The organism is Rhodopirellula sp. MGV (genome assembly GCF_002251265.1).
GTDB classification, from domain to species: Bacteria; Planctomycetota; Planctomycetia; order Pirellulales; family Pirellulaceae; genus Stieleria; species Stieleria baltica_A.
This window is the reverse complement of the sequence record NZ_NPDI01000063.1, coordinates 97,073-114,781: the sequence shown is the minus strand read 5'-3', so window position 1 is coordinate 114,781 and position 17,709 is coordinate 97,073. Positions and strand designations below refer to the sequence as shown.

Sequence of the window (17,709 nt, the reverse complement as noted above, 5' to 3'; positions counted from 1 at the left end):
CGCTCAGCTGATTCGATAACCGGCGGTGAATTTCACCGCCGGTTATTTTTTGCCTCGATCGCCAGCAGTTTTGCGTCCAGTTTGGAGTCAAAGTCGCTAAACAACTGCATGACCTTTGGTTGATTCAAGCTCTGCTCGATCCTCTGGACGCTCGCCTCCACCGCCGGTTTGTCCTGTTGTTCCAGTGGCGCATCGGATTGTTGTGTGGCAATCGATTTTGCCATTTCGATCGCCGCATCGGACCAGCGCTCAATTCCGGATAATGCGTCACCAACGACCGCCCGCACGACACGGAAGTCCATCCTCGAAAACGCACTGTCAAATGCCTGACGAAGCGAGTTTCCGTCCACGGCAACTCCACCAGGCTGAGACGTTTTCTCCGCAAATCGCTGCACCGTCCGCCCCAACAACACACAACGAATCACTTCCAGTGGAACCCCACGAACCGAAGTCATCACGGCGACGATCTTTCGAACGGGAAACAGCAACAGCTTGATTGGGATCTTTGCAGCCATCGCCGCGGTCCCAGACAGGATCCCGCCCGGTTCGCTGTACATTGTTGAAAAATCGGTCCTCAGTTTAGAGCGGTCGATGCCAGACAACGCCGAAGTCACCACATGCTTTCGGCATTTCGATTTCACAAAGTCGTCTACAAAAGGAACAGGGATGAAGCGTGCCGCGGCGGCAACGACCCCTGACAAAATCCATTGGTGCATTTCGGGCACGAGCGTTGTTGACCGTTCTTTCTTCAACTCAGCCAACGCGCTCGCATCAATCACATCGGTTTCGCTCATCCCCGGTTCCACCCTGTTCAAATCGTTCCAAAACTCGCCTGATCGGCATTTCTGTGTGTCTTTTTGACAGGTTGTGCACACCATGTGCCAATCCGCTGTCAGTGCCGGCAAGGCGTCATGGCGGCCACATGAGCGAAAGCTATAATTCGCACGAGCCATCGACCTCACTATCCACGCTGAACGCCAAACCGACCCATGAACCGAATCAAGCTATTCTCTCGATCAAGCATTGCTGTGTTCACGCTATCGATCGTGATGACAAACGCAGGCAAGACGATTGCGGACGATTGGCCACAATGGCGCGGTGTAAATCGTGATGCAAAGATCGACGATCCAGCGATTGGCCGGCAATTGCCTGATGGCCAAATCCCGCGATCTTGGTCGACGCCGGTTGGGCCGGGGTACAGTGGTCCGACGATCGCAAATGGACGTGTCTACCTGACCGACCGTCAAGGCGAATCTCCAGACGCAATGGAACGAGTGCTGTGCTTCGATGCCAAAACCGGCAAACCGATCTGGGAGCATCGTGACCCCGTCGAGTATTCGATAGGCTACCAAGCGTCCGGGCCGCGCGCCTCTGTCACGATTCACGAAGGCCGAGCAATCGCGGTCGGTGCGATGGGCCGGATGAACTGCTTCGATGCTGAGTCTGGATCATTAGTCTGGACTCGTGACTTGCAAGCTGACTTTCAAATCGAGATGCCGATCTGGGGAATTACAGCCGCACCACTGGTGTATGACGACCTGATCATTCAGATGACCTCAGGCAAATCGGGTGCTTGTGTGGTCGCTTTGGATTTAGCGAGTGGGCAGGAACGTTGGCGTGCTTTGAATGAACGCGGCGGCTACAGCGCACCGATCATCATTCGCCAAGGCGACCAAGACGTCGTTGCCTGCTGGACTGGCGATAGCGTCAGTGGTCTTGATCCGTTGACCGGCAAAGTGTTTTGGGCAATCGAAATGAAGCCTCGCAATATGCCGATCGGGGTGCCGACGCCTGTCGTTCAAGATGACTTGCTGTTCGTGTCATCGTTCTATGACGGTTCGTTGTTGATACGGTTTGATCGTCAGCAACCGACCGCAAAAACTGAATGGCGGCGGATTGGGATTGATGAACGCAACACCGATGCGCTGCACGCGATGATCTCGAACCCGATCATCAAAGGTGAGCACATCTATGGCGCCGACAGCTATGGCGAACTGCGATGCCTGGATTTAAAAAACGGCGACCGAGTCTGGGAGGATCTTAGTGTCGTCCCCCAAGCACGTTGGGCAACCATTCACACGATCCGAAACGGTGATGACGAAATCATTTTAAATGATCAAGGCGAACTGTTAATCGTCACGCTCACACCTCAGGGGGTCGAAACTCATTCACGCTCACAATTGATCGCGCCGACGCTTCAGCAACTCAAGCGACGCGATGGTGTCGTTTGGTCGCATCCCGCGATCGCCGATGGGGTCATTTACGCTCGCAACGATGACGAGCTGATCGCCGCACCGCTACGTTGATCCCAAGTCACTGAATCGATCAATAGGTGACTTCGGTTCCGAAATAGGCCGAGATCCCGGGACGGTAAACGCCGCGTCCAGATCGATAGTCGATATGTTCTTGGTAGAACTTGTTGGTGAAGTTTTCGATACCCGCGGTGAACAGCCATTGGTTGATCGCGCGATACCCACGCACATCGTATGTCGTGAAGCCCGGTGTCGGTTGTTCTTCCAAGGTGCGCGCGACTCGTGACTGGTTGTCCACGACACGTGCCATCAGCTCGATGCCCCAGGTCGGCTTGGGATTGGGGTCTTCAAACACGATTCCGAGACGTGATTCCAGCGGGTTGATGCCTGGCAAAGCTTCTTTTTCGCTACCTCCTCGCGCACTCCGGTCAAGGTACGGTGACAGCCGCGATGGGGTGTTACGGGTTAGGTCAGTCCCCTCGGTATACGTCGCAGTTCCGAACAGTGTCAGGTAATCACACAGGCGTCGTTGACCGTACAGTTCCACGCCGCTGAGTACGGCCAGATCGGTGTTGGTAAACGCGGCGCCTTTTTGAAACCCGTCGGAAGTTCCAGGCGGATCGAGTAAGTCATAGGTGATAAAGTCTTCGATCCACGCGTAGTGACCTTGAACACCGAATCGATTCTTGCCCTCGCTGTAGCGAAGCGCCGCATCGAGTTGGTAAAGCTTTTCTTGTTTCAGTTTCGGGTCACCAAGCAAGAACGTGACGCCGCGTTGCAAGCTGCCAATGAACGACGCTTCTGCATACATCTCTGTCAGTGTCGGGGCGCGTGAAGCGAAACCCATTCCCAAATTGACGTCCCATTGGTTGTTCAATTGGTAGTCAGCGGTCAGGTAGGCGGCGCCAAGAAAGAACGCCTGCTCAAGGTCCGCTTGTTTAAGGTCCGACAACAAGATCGGAACGCCTTTGACATGATCGGCAGCATCGGCAAAGACTCCATCGACACGCCCACCCGCCGTCATCGAAAGCCGGTCCGTGATCTGTTCGACATCTTCAACGTAAAGGCCGACGTCGATCGAATGGCTACGCGGGATCGGGAAGTTGTTATCGTTGGGCGGGGCCAGTGGCTCGATGTCATTGAGCTGTTGGTTCAAGACGATCATGTCTGTCCCATAGGCGTACTGACCGTTCTGTGTCAGCAAGATGTTTTCCAAGCGATAGCCAGCGCTTAACGCGTCGACATCGGTGGTCGCCAAGCCATCCGCGCCACTTGGGGATTCAAGTTCGGTCAGTAGCGATGGGATTTGTTTTTTCTTTCCCGGACGGCTCGTGTCGCCTTCGAATCGAGTGCGGTTGTACCAAAACTCCGCGCTGAATTGGTCGGCGAAGAATGAAGGTGCAAGATTGGTGTAGGTCACTTCGTAGCCATCGGTGACTAGGAAGTTGATGTCGTAGACCAACCCCGGAATTTCGACATCGGTTTGGTCAAGCCGCAAGTAGTTGAACTCAATTGTCTCGTGATCGGACAGGTCATATCCGAATGCCAGGAAAACGTCGCGTGACTTGAAGCTCGACGGCATCGCGAAATCGTCTTTGCCGGTTTCGTAGTCATTCGCAGTCTGGTGTCCATAGCTTAGGTAAAAGCCATAGTCTTCGCCGCCACCCCAGCCGGATTGACGTCCATACCAGTGGTCACCGTTGCTGCTGTAGGTTGCACTCGTGCTGCCATGGATCTCAGTGGTTGCGTAGCGTGGCGAGTGTACGAACTCGAGGTCGACAACACGAAAACTCGGTCCGTATCGCGCGGCATAGGGGCCTTTGATCAAGATCAAGTCTTCGATCAATCGCGAATCGATCTTGCTCATCATGGTGTCCAAGTCCATCCGAGCGGGTGCCCAGTAAGAACCGGATGCCAAGATCTGTCCCACGCGTTGACCGCGGACACGTGTGTCACTCGTGATTGGCGTGCGATGCTGAATCGTGACACCCTGAGCGCCTTTCGATTGTTTCAGCAGGCTGCCAACGTCGGACGTGCGTCGACCGACCGCTTCGGCGGAGAAGACCGCATTCGCTGCGGGGGACTTCGCGTGCGGTCGTCGTATCTCGGGGAGTTGATCGAGCTGGTCAACTTCACCAAAGAGTCTTTGAAGTCGCTCGTCCGAACTGAGTCGTGTGTTGGTGTTTTGTTTCGTCGACGCCGACGACTCATTGGGCGGACGGACGGGCTCTTGCAAAGTTGGTTCAGCAGCGGTCTCGTCAGCAGAGACGGTTTCGCCGGTGGGCTGTTGCGCCCAGCCGACGTGACTGTCGATGCAGAGGGTGGCATGCAAGATGAATGATGCCGCACAGTAGAGCTGTATCGTTCGGGCATTCAGGTTGCGAAAGAGCATCGGAAATCCATTTCCACAATGTCGTCAAGTTAGCGGCTCAAGAAGCAAACTGCGAAAACTGCTTCTCAAATGTTTATCGTCTGTGTTAGGGGGTTTGCCCACTCACAAACGAGAAATGTCTAACTGCAGACACAGTTCCGTCCGGCCGATTTCGCGTCGTACAACTTCTGGTCGGCGAGTTGTAAGAAATCGAGTGTGCTAATCGCTCGAACCGGGTCTAAACATGCAACCCCGAAACTCGCCGAGATGTCCAGCGGCCCAACTTCCGTTTGGAACGGTGTGTTGGCAACGACTTGTCGGCAGCGTTCGGCGATCTCACAAGCCTCGGCCAAGTCGGTACCGGCCATCAACAAGCAGAACTCTTCGCCGCCGTAGCGAGCCAATAAATCGTCACAACGCGAAACGTTTGCCACGCGACCGCCGAATTGTTTCAAGACTTCGTCACCGATGAGATGCCCATAGGTGTCGTTGATGCTCTTGAAATGATCGATGTCCAGCATCGTTACCGACAGTAGTGATTGCTGACGGACCGCACGAGCAATTTCTCGCTCCATCACTTCCAGCAGATACCGCTTATTCATCGTTCCGGTCAGAACATCACGCACCAGCGCGTTGTAGACCGTCTCGTGGTACTGTGTTTCGATGCTGTCAGCGGTTAAGAATCGAAAGATAAAGATTCCGAAGTGAATCGTGTCACCCGACTGTAACAGGCGGGATTGCACACTGGCATCGTTTACTTGGGTGCCGTTGGTACTTCCCAAATCGCGGAGGACGTAACCGTCGTCTGTCCATTCCAGTTCTGCATGACTGCGTGAAACGCTTTGATCGGCGAGTACAAGGTTAGCGTTGGTATCCCTGCCGACCAAGATTTTCGGTTGTTCGAGAAGTAGCATGCCGTCGACGACGTTTGGCGGATAGATCTGCACCAAACAGGTTTTGTCGTTCCCCGCATTCGATCGTAATCGGCCACGACTGTGTGCGAGTGTGTTCTCTGCTTCAGGAATGGCGGAGGCCGGTCGGCAATTGGGTTCGGCAAGCATGGACGTGATATTGGGGTGCGCGTCTATTCGGATTGCGTGACGACGAAGTCAATTCGATATCGGATGGTGTTCAAACAAAGCCTAAAGCTTTGGCGTCCGGGGGCGATTCGTTGCCTGAACGTCAAGTTTTAACAATTCGGGTTGCGTTGAATCGCCAGTTCTGAACGTTACTCATAAGGTGTCAGTTATTGGGGCTGTGCGGGTTCTTTCTGCAGTGCCTCGATTTCGGATTGCAAGTCCTGGGGGATTGCCTGGTTTCCAAGCGTATCGGTCAACTCGCCAATCAGATGAAGCAGCTTGTACGGATTGTCCGCCGTCTGTCCGTTTGCCCTCAGGTTTAATCGCCGGACCAGTAGACTTAACCAACGCAAGCGTTCCTGTTGGGTAAGCTCGGCATGATCGTCAAGCAATTCGAATCCGGCGATTGCGTCATCAAGGTGTGACGCTTCTTCGTCTGTCCCGCGGGTGATGTCGGCTAGCGATGCGTTGGCTTCGGTTAAGCGATGAAGGACATCGACGGTCGGCTGTTGGCGAAGCAGTTCTTGATAGGTTTGGGATGATCGTTGAAGCAGCGACTGCGCCGTCGCCTTTTGCTCCGGGTCAGCGGCATAGACTTCTGCGAGATTGAATTCTGCCGTTGCCAAGTTCGTGCGGTAAAAGTCATCCGGGTCCGCCGATTGCCACGCCTCGTTCAGGTCTTCGATCGCTTGGCGGTACCCTGTGATCGCGGATGCTCGATCGCCAATTCGGAGCGACTGTTTGGCGAATTGGATCTTCGCGTGCGCGGAGGATTGCAGCACATTGATCAATGGAACGGTGTCCTCGGACTTTTGTTGATCCAAAAGGTTAGAAAGTTCGGACCAGACACGGAGTGACTCCGTGGTCGCACCGGTTTCATCATAGAGCGTTGCCAGTGATTCGAAGGCAGTGATTTGGTACGTCTGGTCTTGAGAGGTTCCGCGCCGCGACACTAGCCAAGCGGCCCAGTCGACGGCTGATTTTGCAGACTCGATCCTGTCCGCCGCGCTACGGTCAGACTGGCCCGCCATCGCTAGATCAAGGCGAAGTTTTGCAGATGCGGCGCGCATTTGGATGGTGGTCGCATTTGTCGTCGAGGTGACGCGGGGCAGCAGCGTTGCTAATGACTGGTTGGCATGTAGAAGTTGTTGCCGTGCCGAAGCGTCGCTGCTCCAGTTGCCGCCGCTGAGGATTCGTCCGATGACGCACTGGGCCAGTTCCAATTGAATTTGTTGTTGCAAGTCGACCGGTTCTGCATCCATTCGCGCGTCGCCAAAATTGGCCGAAACGAGGTTGACCTGTGGCTCCGAATGTTGGGGCGGTTCTTCGGCAAGATTGATCGACATCAAGACTTGATGTGCCGCATCGTAATTCGATCGGGCAAGGTCAACGTTGCCTGTTAAGCGATAAAGATCACCCAAACGCAGGTAGCATTTTCCACGTTCGATTTTTTCAAGCGGCTCGGTCGATCGCATCGTTTGGTGCAAGGACTGTTGAGCTGCCAACGTCGCATATTGATCGATCGCTTTTTGGATCAGTTTATCTCGCTCGGATTGAAGCCCAGGGTAAAACTGCAACGTTCCGCTGAGGTCCAGCAGCCAAGTATCGGTGGCGTCTCGCGCTTCGATAAGACGTTTCAGTGCAGACCGATTGGCGACCTCGGCCGCTTGTCGTGCTTTCCGTTCGGCTCGATGAGCTTTGTGAATGATCAGCGAAAAGGCAGATGCCGAGACTAACAGGATCGCCGCGGAAGATAAGATTGCCGCCGCGAGAGTTCGGTGTCGCCGTCCCCAACGACCGCAACGTTCGAGCAAGGTGCCGGGGTGGACGCTGACCGGTTCACCGAGCATCCAATGACGGACGTCGTTCGCCAAGTCCAAAGCACTGTCATAGCGATCTCGTGGTTGCAAAGCCATCGATTTTTCGACGACGGCAACCATTGCCGGCGATAACCCCGGCCGGAAATGTTTCAACGATTCGAACTCGGCAGCCTTCGCCCGTTCCAGGACTTCGTCGGTTTTTAATCCTTTGTGCGGATGTTGTCCCGACAAAATCTCGTACAGAATAACACCGAGTGAAAAAATATCGGAGCGATGGTCCAGTTGTGGCGTACGACCTTGGGCTTGCTCGGGCGACATGTAGGCGGGAGTACCGATAACGACTCCATGCCGCTCGCTTCGGCGCCGCGTTTCTTGATCACTTGTTGTTTCGGATGCGCCAAAGCCATGCCGAAGCGTTTCGCTGCAGTCTTCGGGGGCGTCATCAATCGTTTTTGCGAGCCCCCAGTCCAGCACAATCGTTTCGCCGAATTCGCCGACCATAATGTTGGCCGGTTTTAGATCCCGGTGGATGACGCCTTTCTGATGCGCATACGCGATGGTGTTGCATATGTCGATGAATCGTTCCAGCAATGGAGCGAGCAATTCGTCGAGCATTGGTTGACTGCGTCTGGGAAGTCCCGACCAGTGTTGGTGAGTTGCTCGGATGTGCGCCCGCAAGGTATCGCCTTCGAGCAGCTTCATCACATAAAACATCTCGCCGGTCTGTTCTTGTCCCAGTTCGTGAACAGGGACCACGCCCGGGTGTTGAAGCCGTCCCGTGATCTGTGCTTCGTGCAGAAATTGATCCCGCAACTCTTGGTCATGCGTTTCGCCGATGATCCGTTTGATCGCGACCTCACGATCAAGAGTTTGGTCTCGCGCACGCTGAACGATTCCCCATCCGCCCCGACCGAGTTCATCGCTCGCCTGGAACTTCAATCCACCGGGGTACGATGTTGATGGTGCCATCGGTTGGGCATCCAACACGGTCCGCGAGTTTTCGCGCGTTGCCGGTTGCCTATCGGACATCGATGCGGCGCTGGAACGTACATTGGAGCCCGGACCGATTGTCGCTTCGCCGAACACGTCGCTTTCCGACTCGCGGCGAAAACTTCCAAATGAACTTTGGCCGAACGGCGTGTCGGGATTACTTGTCGAGTCCGGTCGAGTCATCGTCTGAAGAACATCTGTGCGAAAGATTAGGTTTGTGACGATCGCACGAATGGTCGTGATCAAACCCACTGGTGTCTTCTAGACAATAGCTCACCGATCGGAGCGAGTCGCTGACCGATCATTCTCCAGAAACAGTTCTCTCAACAGGATCGCTTTTCGTGGAAAGGGCATTGCGATTTGAACCATTGCACTTTCAATCACTGCACATTGAATCGGCGGTACCATCCCAGCAGGCACATATGAACGGCGTAGGCCATCAATCCAAAGCCAACGGTCCCCAACAAAAATTTGCCGTAGGGCTGCGCAGCGATGGCTGACAAGGCATCACCCATCCCCGCGATCTCGTTACCGGTTCCTTGCCATGCCGATGTCAACAAAAAGTAACCGATGATTGCGAACGCGATGCCTCGAGTAATCAAGCCCATGCGTCCTGCATGAAGGGCGGTGTTTCGGAACGTTTCGGACATCTCGGCGAGGTTGTACTGGCTCATGAATTTCGCTTTCCAACCCTGATAAACAAAGTACCCGCCGGCTATCGCGATGCCACCACCGACAATCCCCAAAATCGTGCGACCGATGCTGTTGCCAAGTAAAAGGGATTCCTTCTGTCCCGATCCGCCGCCGGAGAATCCAAAGTCAAATACCAACGAGGCGGCATAAAGTCCGAGCGCCAAATACGACAATCCGCTCGCCGCATAACCCACTCGCTTGGCGACCCCTTTTGCGTCATCGCCCGCGCCTTCGGTGTCTCGAATGGCTTGAACCCATCGCCAAGCGGTGTAGCCCACCAGACCGATCGAAATGAGCAGTAACAGCGTTTGCCCGAATGGCTGCTTACCGATCTCTTCGATCGCATTTCGTGCGCCACCGATCTCACCTCCGGCGTCGATCGCAACACGAAAGGCAAGGACTCCGACGATGAAGTACACGATTCCTTTCGCGATGTGTCCGGCACGTCCGAACGTCTCAACCCACGTCGGAACCTCCGGAAGCTGGGCGACTTGAAAACCGTGCCATGAAAACTTGGAAGCAGGATTATTGGACATTGAGTGCTGTGGGGTGGAGGGTGGCGAAACGAAATCAGATAGCGCTCGATCACATGGCAAAGATCATGCCAACCACCCAAAAGAGGATGCAAAACAGCGGACGGTTTGTCTGCCGTGGCGAATCCGTGTGTGCGAGAGTCAGCGTCTATTTCGCGACTAGGGAGCTGAATGCTCCGCTATTGTCACGGAATGGGAGCGATTTTTGGTTCGGGACTCGGTGTTCTCGACAACCTTGACAGACGATAAAGCAATTGATTCACTGTTGAGAATGATTTTCAATAGCTTTATCTGTTCCAAGCAAGTCAGTGTCCTTGTCGACTAGCCAGCCAGGAATGAGAAGCGACCAGAGCAGCGATGCCAACGTTCCGCCCGCCACCTTGTTGGTCGGTTGATGGTTCGATCGGCGACGCCTTTGGTTCTCGATTCCCCCTTCCTTGAAAGAGACTGGCTTGATGACACGTTGCTCGTATTCGGCTGATACTCGGCCACGCTCAGCTCGTGGCGGCTTTACTTTGGTGGAACTGTTGGTGGTGATAGCCATCATCGGAATCCTAGTCGGCTTGCTATTGCCGGCCGTCCAAGCGGCTCGCGAGGCTGCTCGACGAATGCAGTGCTCCAACAACATGAAACAGATCGGATTGGCGCTGCATAACTACCACGACGTGTACCGCAGTTTGGCCCCGGGGTGGGCTGACTGGGACGGCATCTACTCGGCACCAGCGACGACAAAGTCTGCGCATGTGAACGTCGCCGTACTGCCCTATATCGAAGCTGGTAATGCTGCTGACCAGTACGACTACAACGTCGCTTGGAGTCATGAAAACAACGAAGACTTGGCCAACAGCATGCCTGCTTCGTATCAATGCCCCTCGACCCCCGGCGCCGGGTCACCCGGACCGAACGGTTTTCTGACATCGGATTACACCTACGTTCGCAGCGCGTCGGATTGGTACAGTCACGAAGGTGCCGAGCACGCGATGTTCGAGATGAATGCGTTCCGCAAGTTTCGTGACATCTTAGACGGATTGTCCAACACGATGATGCAATACGAATCGGGCGGGCGCACCGAGTCTTGGGTTCATGGTCGCGTCACCACCGCGCCTGCGTGGTGGGACGGAAGCTACCGTGCGTGGACTGGAAACTTCAACGCGAACTGGTTTTACACGGCTCAGTTCACGATGGATCCGGCCGGCGGCGAGCCGCTCGTGAACTGGTTTGTCGGATCGCAGATCATCAACACGCACAACTGGAATGCGCCTTACTCATTTCATCCGGGCGGGATTCATATCAGCCTTGGCGATGGTTCGGTCCGATTTCTGACCGAGCATGTCAACGTCGACATCATCTATGCATTGACATCGATCGACGGTCACGAAGTGATGGAGGGATTCGAGTAATGCGTGCTTTTACACAGAAGCCCTTTTCGCAAACACACCGTGTCTTGGAAGTGATCACGGTCTTGGAAGTGATCACGATCGCATCGGCTGTCGTGCTGTGTGTTGGATGCGGTGGTGAACAATGGAAGGCGGCAACCCATCCGGCGCAGGGGACGTTGATGGTGAACGGCGATCCGGCAGTCGGCGCGGTCGTCGAATTGGTCAGTGTCGGCCAACAACCCGACGAACGAAATTCGCGTCCCTGGGCAATCGTCGGCAACGACGGAACGTACGTTCTGTCGACGTATGAAAGTGGCGACGGTGCACCGGTCGGTAATTATGCCGTCACTTTACGCTGGCCTCCAGACGTGACGAAGCCTTCGTTCGAAGACCAGCTTGGCGGTAAATACACGACGAAGCGTGGGTCCGAATGGTCGTTCGAGATCGTTGAAGGTGAAAACGTCTTGCCGGCGATTGAGCTTGACGGTGTGAAGCTCAAGGCGAGCGGTGCCAAAAAATCGAAACCGACACCGCCCGGGCCTCCGATGGTGTCGGCGCAGTCTTCTGTACGCGGGCGATAGGTCGATTCGATGTCGAAATTCCGAAAGCGTCAGCTTTGGCTAGCGGTGCATCGCTGGCTGGGGCTGACGGCCGGTCTCGTGTTTTCGTTGATCGGCTTGACGGGCAGCGTTTTGGTGTTTGATCATGCGATTGACGAATGGCTGAACCCGCAGTTGTTGCTGACTGATGGGACAGGAACACGATTGCCGTTGCAGCAAATCATCGAGTCGGCGGAGCGATACACCGGTGAACCCGCGCTTTCGTTGTCAAAACCTCGCATTGATAACGGCGTCTTCGAAGTTTGGTTTCAGGCCGGAAGCGAGGAGGATCCGAAGTTTGCCCAGGTTTTGGTTGACCCTTATTCGGGCGAGGCAAAAGGGCGTCGGGTATGGGGTGAATACTTGATGACGTACCTCTACCGACTGCATTTTCGACTTCTCGGTGGCGAGATTGGCGGAGTGTTCGTTGGATTGGTCGGTCTTCTCGTGATCGTTTCGCTGTTGTCTGGGATCTATCTGTGGTGGCCACTTTGGCGCAACAGCTTGCGAGCTGCGTTCAGCATCCGACGTAACAAGCGGAACTATGACATCCACAAAACCTTTGGGATCGTCAGTTCGTTGCTACTGATTGTGCTCACCTTTACGGGAATTTATATGGAGTTCCCGATGGTGTTTCGGAGCATCCTCGAGCTGGCATCGCCAATGACCGATCACCCAGAGGGTTTGGTTTCGACAACGAATTCGAATGTCGCAGCGTCTGCTAAATCACTGACGGCTGACGAAGCGTTGGCAATCGCATCACGCGAGTTTCCGGATGCGAAGTTTGATCACTTGCATCCCCCCGAAGGCAACAACGGGGTGTACGAAGTTGCCTTCCGCCAGGCAGGTGAAGTCCAGCAATCGTACGGTCGATCACAGGTGTTTTTGGATCAGTATTCGGGCCAGATTATCGAGGTTCGTCAGCCGAGCGATTTCACGTCCAGCGACGCATTTGCTGCTTGGCAGTTTCCGCTGCACAACGGTGAAGCGTTTGGATTGCTCGGACGTTGGTTGGTCTGTGTTAGCGGACTGTTGCCAACAGCCTTGTTCGTCACCGGAGTCATTATGGTTCAGCGACGGAAATCGAAGCCCGTTAAGCGGTCACGCGAGAATGAAAAGCTGGCGGCCTAACAGGTCGCTAGGGCTTTTGCGAGTTGGCACGCGGAAAGGCGATATGGAAGGTGGTGCCAGTGCCGATTTCCGACTCGAGCCAGATTCTCGCTTGATGTTGTTTAGCGATTCGGGCTGCGGTCGCTAAACCCAGCCCGGTCCCGTCGTATTCGCTGGCGCCATGCAGGCGTCGCAGTGGGCGGAACACTTCGAGATGGTATTCCTCTGCGATGCCGATCCCGTTGTCCCGAATGGAAACAATTGTCTGGTCGCTGTCAGTGGTGCACGTCAACCACACCGCTTTTTTGGCCGAGTCGTTGTATTTAATGCCGTTGCCAATCAAGTTTTGAAACAGCTGTCCGAGAGCCGTGGGGTCACCGAAGACTTCTGGAAGAGTCGCAATGTTCAGTTCGACGTTGGCTCGGCGAATTTCCGTTGTCAAATCCGCGACGACGTTTTCGAGAACGAGGTTGAGATCAACCGGAACGAGGTCTTTGGAGGAGCGGCCGTATTTGGCATATTCCAGAAGGTTGTCGATCAATGTTGTCATTCGTTTGCCCGCGCTGCGAATGGCTTCGATGTAGACTTTGCAGTCTTCGTTGTCCTGATCGACTTCGCCGCAAAGCAATTCAGCAAACTGGCAGAGGTGTCGCAGCGGTGTTCTTAGATCGTGGGAGACCATCCCGGTGAACGACAGCAGTTCTGATTTTTGTTCCTCAAGCTGTCGTTCGAGCTCGACGGTTTTGGTCGCGTTGACGATGGATCGATGCAAGCGGTCCGCAGTGACCTGGCCTTTGACCAAGTAATCTTGAGCCCCGGCTTTCATCGTCTCGACCGCAACGAATTCCGAACCTTCACCGGTCAAGGCGATGACAGGAACATCATTCCCCGACGCGCGAATCTGAGTCAGGATTTCGATTCCGCTAACGGCCCCGAGTTGATAATCGAGCACGACGCAATCAACCGTTTGACCGCTAAGCGTCGTCAGGCCGGTGGGGGCGTTGTCGACGTGTAGAAAGCTATAGGGTGTTCCATCAACGGATGCCAGTAAACGCTTGACCAAATGCGCATCGGCTGGGTTGTCGTCGATCATCAAAATGACAGACCCCAGACTTGATTTCGAATCCGTTTTCATTCGTCGGTCGTGCTGGCGGATAGGTCGGGCGTCAAAGTGAAATGGAACTGCGAGCCTTTCCCCGGTTGGGACGTTACCCAAATACGGCCGTCGTGATGTTCGACAACTTTTTGGCAGATGGCTAACCCGATCCCGGTACCCTCATATTCTGACATCCCGTGAAGTCGTTTGAAGGGGGAAAAGATTTGCTCGGCAAATTCCTCTTTGATACCTATCCCATTGTCGCAGACGCTCATCACCCAAACGCCATCGACCTGTTTCGCGGTAATCTGAATGACAGAATTTTCGTGATCGGTGAATTTGATCGCGTTGCTGATGAGGTTTTGATAGAGCTGAACAAGTAGCGTCGCATCGACCGCGAGCTCAGGAAGCGGTGTACGCTCGATGGTGCAATTGGAATCCTGGATGCGTTGGTGAAGGATTTCGAGAGCTTCATTGACACATTCGTCAAGTGGAGTCGGACAAAACGTTGCATCATGCCGACTGGTTCTGGAAAACGTCAGCAGGTCGTTGATCAGTCGTTGCATCCGCCCGGTTGCAGACGTGATAAACGCCAAGTCTTGGTGCGCATCGGTGCTTAGGTTATCGCCCAAGTCCTGCTTCAAAAGGTCCGCATAGGAGATGATGTTCCGCAATGGTTCTTGGAGATCATGTGAAGCGATCGAGACGAAACTTTCGAGGTCCTGATTCATCTTCGCGAGTTCAGCTTCAGTTTCCTTTCGCGTTTGAATCTCGCGTTTGAGCTGCTTATTAACCGCAGCAAGCCCCGGCAGGGTGACCGCGACCGGAAGAATTCGAATCATCGCGATGGCGGTCGCAAAGGAAACCAGTGCGGTGAAAACCTTGATGACTGCTGAAAGCCGGTAGACCGGCCACCAGAAGATGATCGCTTCGATGAGGTGAACGGTCCCACAGGAAACGATAAACGCGCAGAACAGCCAGAAAATCTTGGGAAAAACAACGTCGTTGCGTTTGCGGACAAACAGCGTCAGCATGACCGGAATCGCTAGATAAGCAGTCCAGGTAACGACATCAGAAATGACATGCATCCAACCAACGTAGGGTTCGTCTGACCAGCCAGAGCCACAGTGCCAGCGAGCCGGAAACCCATCCGCATCAAAGACCCAGAATGAGAGAGCCGTTGTCATTTTTCCGTTGTCTTGTTTGACGTTAAATAGGATCCGCTTTCGAAGCTTCGAATTTTTATACCCAGCGATGGCGTCGTGATGGAGAGCGTTCAACCGAGGAAAGCTAAGAATCCACTGATGTGCAGGTTCCGACTTCCTGCTGCTCCAGATAGTGCGAACAGAACTTGATTGGCCCTGCGGGGTGGTTCATTATATCCCCCGAAGAACATCGCTCGCTCATTCGGGACTTTGATGGCTACGGAAAAAATCTCATCCACAGAACCTAGTTCAAATCAATACGCCGAGTTGGCTGTGGAGGAAAAGGGAGAGAGACTTGAAGAGGGAATTACGACAGCGACGACGGAAGTAGGTCATGCGGATTCTGATTACAAGGCGACTCGAGCTCGGAATGCTGTCTTGTTTGCGTCGGCGCTGATGGTGTCAGTGTTTGTCATCTTGAATCTTCCCTATCAATACGTCGAACGCTACGCCACAGGCGGTGTCGCAATTGACGTTGACTTTCAAAACCAAATGTCTGCGTTACCGATCATGGCGGGGATGCCCTTTCGGTACTCGATACGCTATGCGGGCGACCATCCCATTGAGGCGTTTTCGTGGTCAGCGCTGATGTTGAACCTCGTCTCACTCGTTGCATCAATCGCTGTGGTCGGCGTTTATCTCTATCGGAAAAAAATCAAGCAAAAACGCAGCGGGCGTGCAAGTTTGACAATTTCCGATCTGTTGGTGGCAACTTTTCTGACTGCTGTCGGAATCGGTGGGTATCAATATTTGGAGATGGAGCAAACGAAGCTTCTGAAGTACCAAAGTTCGATGGCGGCTCAAGGACATGGAATCGCAATCTCGGCATGGTTGCCCAAGGTCATTGCGGACTGCATTCCGCAGGCGTACGCAAGGCTGTGTTGCAGTGTCCGTGGTGTACGGCTGGAGTCGCCGAGTGACGCGGTGTTGAATGAAACGCTGCGAGCCGACAACTTGACATCCTTTCGGATCGGCGGTGATGGATATGACTTGCGTCTATTGGATCAGTTAAGTGGTCGAATTCATCTGGACGATCTGCGGATTGCAGGCCGATCGATCGATCAGGGTACCGTTCGAGTAATCGGCGCGTTACCACGTCTGGAAACACTCAACTTGATTCGTTCGAACGTTCCCGCGGTGGCAATTTCATCGCTGGAACTGCCCAAGCTACGGCGGTTGGATTTGCGAATGACGGATCTGACGCTTGCCGAATTGGGAACGCCGCCCTGGTCGAAAAACGTGGTCGAGCTTTCGCTTCCTCGTCCTTATGATCGTAGTGACAAAATCGAAATCGAAAATTGGCCGGAATTGAGGCGGCTGACAGTGAACGATTTGGAACTTCAAGTCAATTCACGGTTGCTCGAAATCAAGCTCGCCAATCTGCCGAAGCTGGAAGAACTTAAGCTGGATCAACTGCAGTGCTATGCCTTGCAACTGACCCAGTTGCCAGTGTTGCCCGAGATCACTTTGCTAAAGGATAACATTGCCAACCGACTGGCACGCGGCGAAAAATATCCTTCCACGCTTTGGGTCAGGCGCTTTGAAATTGATCAGCTACCGAAGCTGGCTTCGATCAGCTTTTATGTTTCCGAAGTCGAGCAGATTCGGCTCTCAAGGCTGCCTGAATTAAAGGGTGCCTATGTCGATGTTAGTCGATACGATTCGTCCGGCTATCGACATTCAAATGCGATATCCCAGCGTTCAAAGGTGGTTTTGGTCGATGGGCTAGCAGCAAGTGATGGTCCGGAAATAATTGACTTCAATGGAGTCGATTTGTCGGGCGTGGAACTCGCGCCCTTGCGAGCCAACTCGCGGTTGGCAGAATTGCGATTGGTCGGTACAGGAATCGGCTTGGAGCAATTGACAAAGCTTTCGCCAATGCCGCAGCTAATGAAGTTGCAAGTCGACAGTTCTGTCTTTACTCCCGCCAAGCTGGGGCGATTGTTGGATGCGTTTCCAAGCATCGAATCGCTCCAATTCGAAGATTCGCAAGACGCAGCCTTCGTTTTTCGGCAATCCACAGAAGACCTCCATCTGAGCGATCATCCAAATTTGAAGACGCTGTTGGCGGAATCATTGTCGCAAGGCGTCTTTCGCTCGGTGCAGATCCGCAATATGCCCAGTCTAAATTCGGCCTTCGATTTTGCTTGGGTTGAAAATGATGTTCACATCCAAGGAGCACCCAATCTCCGAGGTCTTTCATTCGCGGCACCACTTCCGGCAACGGTTCAGCTTTCCGATTTGCAAAATCTTGAGTACTTCGCGGCGGGTGGAGACCGTGTCGATGATTCCATTGTGGAAGCGATCAGCCATTCAGAGCGATTGGCGACATTGACGCTCGCCTATGCGTCAGCCTCTAGTGAATCGCTCAAGTCGATTCCAGTTGCTTCACTGAAGCATCTTTGCTTGGCGGGTTGCAACGTTGATGACGAGGTCGTTCGAGCTTGGGGAGATTTGACACAGCTTGAATCGCTCGACCTCAGTCAAACACAGATTACAGGCGTCAGCTTGGACACCTGCTAGCGTCTAAATCGTTGCAAAGTGTTCGACTGGGAAACTGTCAAATAAAACCAAGCGAGTTG

The 17,709-nt window shown here is 54.0% G+C and carries 12 protein-coding genes; 5 read left to right on the top strand and 7 right to left on the bottom strand.

Translation table 11 applies throughout. The features are described 5' to 3' along the window. Positions 1 to 32 precede the first annotated feature (32 nt). Complete coding sequence (locus tag CGZ80_RS22125) at positions 33 to 794, bottom strand: hypothetical protein (RefSeq protein ID WP_094417856.1); 762 nt, start codon at positions 792 to 794, stop codon at positions 33 to 35. Positions 795 to 989: 195 nt separating this feature from the next. On the opposite strand from CGZ80_RS22125, the gene CGZ80_RS22120 reads away from it, so the two are divergent. Further along, positions 990 to 2,306: a PQQ-binding-like beta-propeller repeat protein gene (locus CGZ80_RS22120; RefSeq protein ID WP_233148589.1), complete on the top strand. Its 1,317-nt coding sequence runs from the start codon at positions 990 to 992 to the stop codon at positions 2,304 to 2,306. 19 nt (positions 2,307 to 2,325) lie between these two features. Here CGZ80_RS22120 and CGZ80_RS22115 read toward each other — a convergent pair whose 3' ends face one another. The 4 genes from CGZ80_RS22115 to CGZ80_RS22100 all read right to left on the bottom strand — a co-directional run bounded on the left by CGZ80_RS22115 (position 2,326) and on the right by CGZ80_RS22100 (position 9,741). Continuing rightward, positions 2,326 to 4,644, bottom strand: coding sequence for a TonB-dependent receptor (locus CGZ80_RS22115; protein ID WP_094417855.1), 2,319 nt, complete (start codon positions 4,642 to 4,644; stop codon positions 2,326 to 2,328). 119 nt (positions 4,645 to 4,763) lie between these two features. Then, positions 4,764 to 5,684 carry a GGDEF domain-containing protein gene (locus CGZ80_RS22110; RefSeq protein WP_094417854.1) on the bottom strand — a complete coding sequence of 307 codons (921 nt, stop codon included), beginning with the start codon at positions 5,682 to 5,684 and terminating at the stop codon, positions 4,764 to 4,766. A gap of 185 nt (positions 5,685 to 5,869) precedes the next feature. Further along, complete coding sequence (locus CGZ80_RS22105) at positions 5,870 to 8,695, bottom strand: serine/threonine-protein kinase (protein WP_143544093.1); 2,826 nt, start codon at positions 8,693 to 8,695, stop codon at positions 5,870 to 5,872. A 197-nt stretch (positions 8,696 to 8,892) separates the two neighbouring features. After that, positions 8,893 to 9,741 (bottom strand): DUF1206 domain-containing protein, encoded by an 849-nt coding sequence (locus tag CGZ80_RS22100; RefSeq protein WP_094417852.1) that lies wholly within the window; start codon positions 9,739 to 9,741, stop codon positions 8,893 to 8,895. 452 nt (positions 9,742 to 10,193) lie between these two features. Here CGZ80_RS22100 and CGZ80_RS22095 point away from each other — a divergent pair, with 452 nt between their 5' ends. The 3 genes from CGZ80_RS22095 to CGZ80_RS22085 are packed head-to-tail and all read left to right on the top strand — an operon-like array spanning position 10,194 to position 12,847. Next, the gene (locus CGZ80_RS22095) at positions 10,194 to 11,138 is read left to right on the top strand and encodes a DUF1559 domain-containing protein (protein ID WP_094417851.1); all 945 of its coding nucleotides are present in this window, start codon (positions 10,194 to 10,196) and stop codon (positions 11,136 to 11,138) included. After that, a complete protein-coding gene (locus CGZ80_RS22090; RefSeq protein ID WP_094417850.1) occupies positions 11,138 to 11,698 on the top strand; it encodes a hypothetical protein in 561 nt (186 codons plus the stop codon). The genes CGZ80_RS22095 and CGZ80_RS22090 overlap by 1 nt, the downstream gene beginning before the upstream one ends. A 9-nt stretch (positions 11,699 to 11,707) precedes the next feature. Then, positions 11,708 to 12,847, top strand: a complete 1,140-nt coding sequence (locus CGZ80_RS22085) for a PepSY-associated TM helix domain-containing protein (protein ID WP_094417849.1) — start codon at positions 11,708 to 11,710, stop codon at positions 12,845 to 12,847. Between the two features lie 7 nt (positions 12,848 to 12,854). On the opposite strand, the gene CGZ80_RS22080 is transcribed toward CGZ80_RS22085, so the two are convergent. Then, positions 12,855 to 13,961: a hybrid sensor histidine kinase/response regulator gene (locus CGZ80_RS22080; RefSeq protein WP_094417848.1), complete on the bottom strand. Its 1,107-nt coding sequence runs from the start codon at positions 13,959 to 13,961 to the stop codon at positions 12,855 to 12,857. Continuing rightward, entirely contained in the window at positions 13,958 to 15,109 is a 1,152-nt protein-coding gene (locus tag CGZ80_RS22075; protein WP_143544092.1) for a sensor histidine kinase, read from the bottom strand. Before CGZ80_RS22075 ends, CGZ80_RS22080 begins: the two co-directional genes overlap by 4 nt. Positions 15,110 to 15,340: 231 nt before the next feature. On the opposite strand from CGZ80_RS22075, the gene CGZ80_RS22070 reads away from it, so the two are divergent. Next, the gene (locus CGZ80_RS22070) at positions 15,341 to 17,650 is read left to right on the top strand and encodes a hypothetical protein (RefSeq protein WP_143544091.1); all 2,310 of its coding nucleotides are present in this window, start codon (positions 15,341 to 15,343) and stop codon (positions 17,648 to 17,650) included. Positions 17,651 to 17,709: the final 59 nt, after the last annotated feature.

Bases quoted from the DNA above. Each gene is read 5' to 3' on its own strand.
- CGZ80_RS22125 (WP_094417856.1), bottom strand. From the start codon at position 794: ATGAGCGAAACCGATGTGATTGATGCGAGCGCGTTGGCTGAGTTGAAG.
- CGZ80_RS22120 (WP_233148589.1), top strand. From the start codon at position 990: ATGAACCGAATCAAGCTATTCTCTCGATCAAGCATTGCTGTGTTCACG.
- CGZ80_RS22115 (WP_094417855.1), bottom strand. From the start codon at position 4,644: ATGCTCTTTCGCAACCTGAATGCCCGAACGATACAGCTCTACTGTGCG.
- CGZ80_RS22110 (WP_094417854.1), bottom strand. From the start codon at position 5,684: ATGCTTGCCGAACCCAATTGCCGACCGGCCTCCGCCATTCCTGAAGCA.
- CGZ80_RS22105 (WP_143544093.1), bottom strand. From the start codon at position 8,695: ATGACTCGACCGGACTCGACAAGTAATCCCGACACGCCGTTCGGCCAA.
- CGZ80_RS22100 (WP_094417852.1), bottom strand. From the start codon at position 9,741: ATGTCCAATAATCCTGCTTCCAAGTTTTCATGGCACGGTTTTCAAGTC.
- CGZ80_RS22095 (WP_094417851.1), top strand. From the start codon at position 10,194: ATGACACGTTGCTCGTATTCGGCTGATACTCGGCCACGCTCAGCTCGT.
- CGZ80_RS22090 (WP_094417850.1), top strand. From the start codon at position 11,138: ATGCGTGCTTTTACACAGAAGCCCTTTTCGCAAACACACCGTGTCTTG.
- CGZ80_RS22085 (WP_094417849.1), top strand. From the start codon at position 11,708: ATGTCGAAATTCCGAAAGCGTCAGCTTTGGCTAGCGGTGCATCGCTGG.
- CGZ80_RS22080 (WP_094417848.1), bottom strand. From the start codon at position 13,961: ATGAAAACGGATTCGAAATCAAGTCTGGGGTCTGTCATTTTGATGATC.
- CGZ80_RS22075 (WP_143544092.1), bottom strand. From the start codon at position 15,109: ATGACAACGGCTCTCTCATTCTGGGTCTTTGATGCGGATGGGTTTCCG.
- CGZ80_RS22070 (WP_143544091.1), top strand. From the start codon at position 15,341: ATGGCTACGGAAAAAATCTCATCCACAGAACCTAGTTCAAATCAATAC.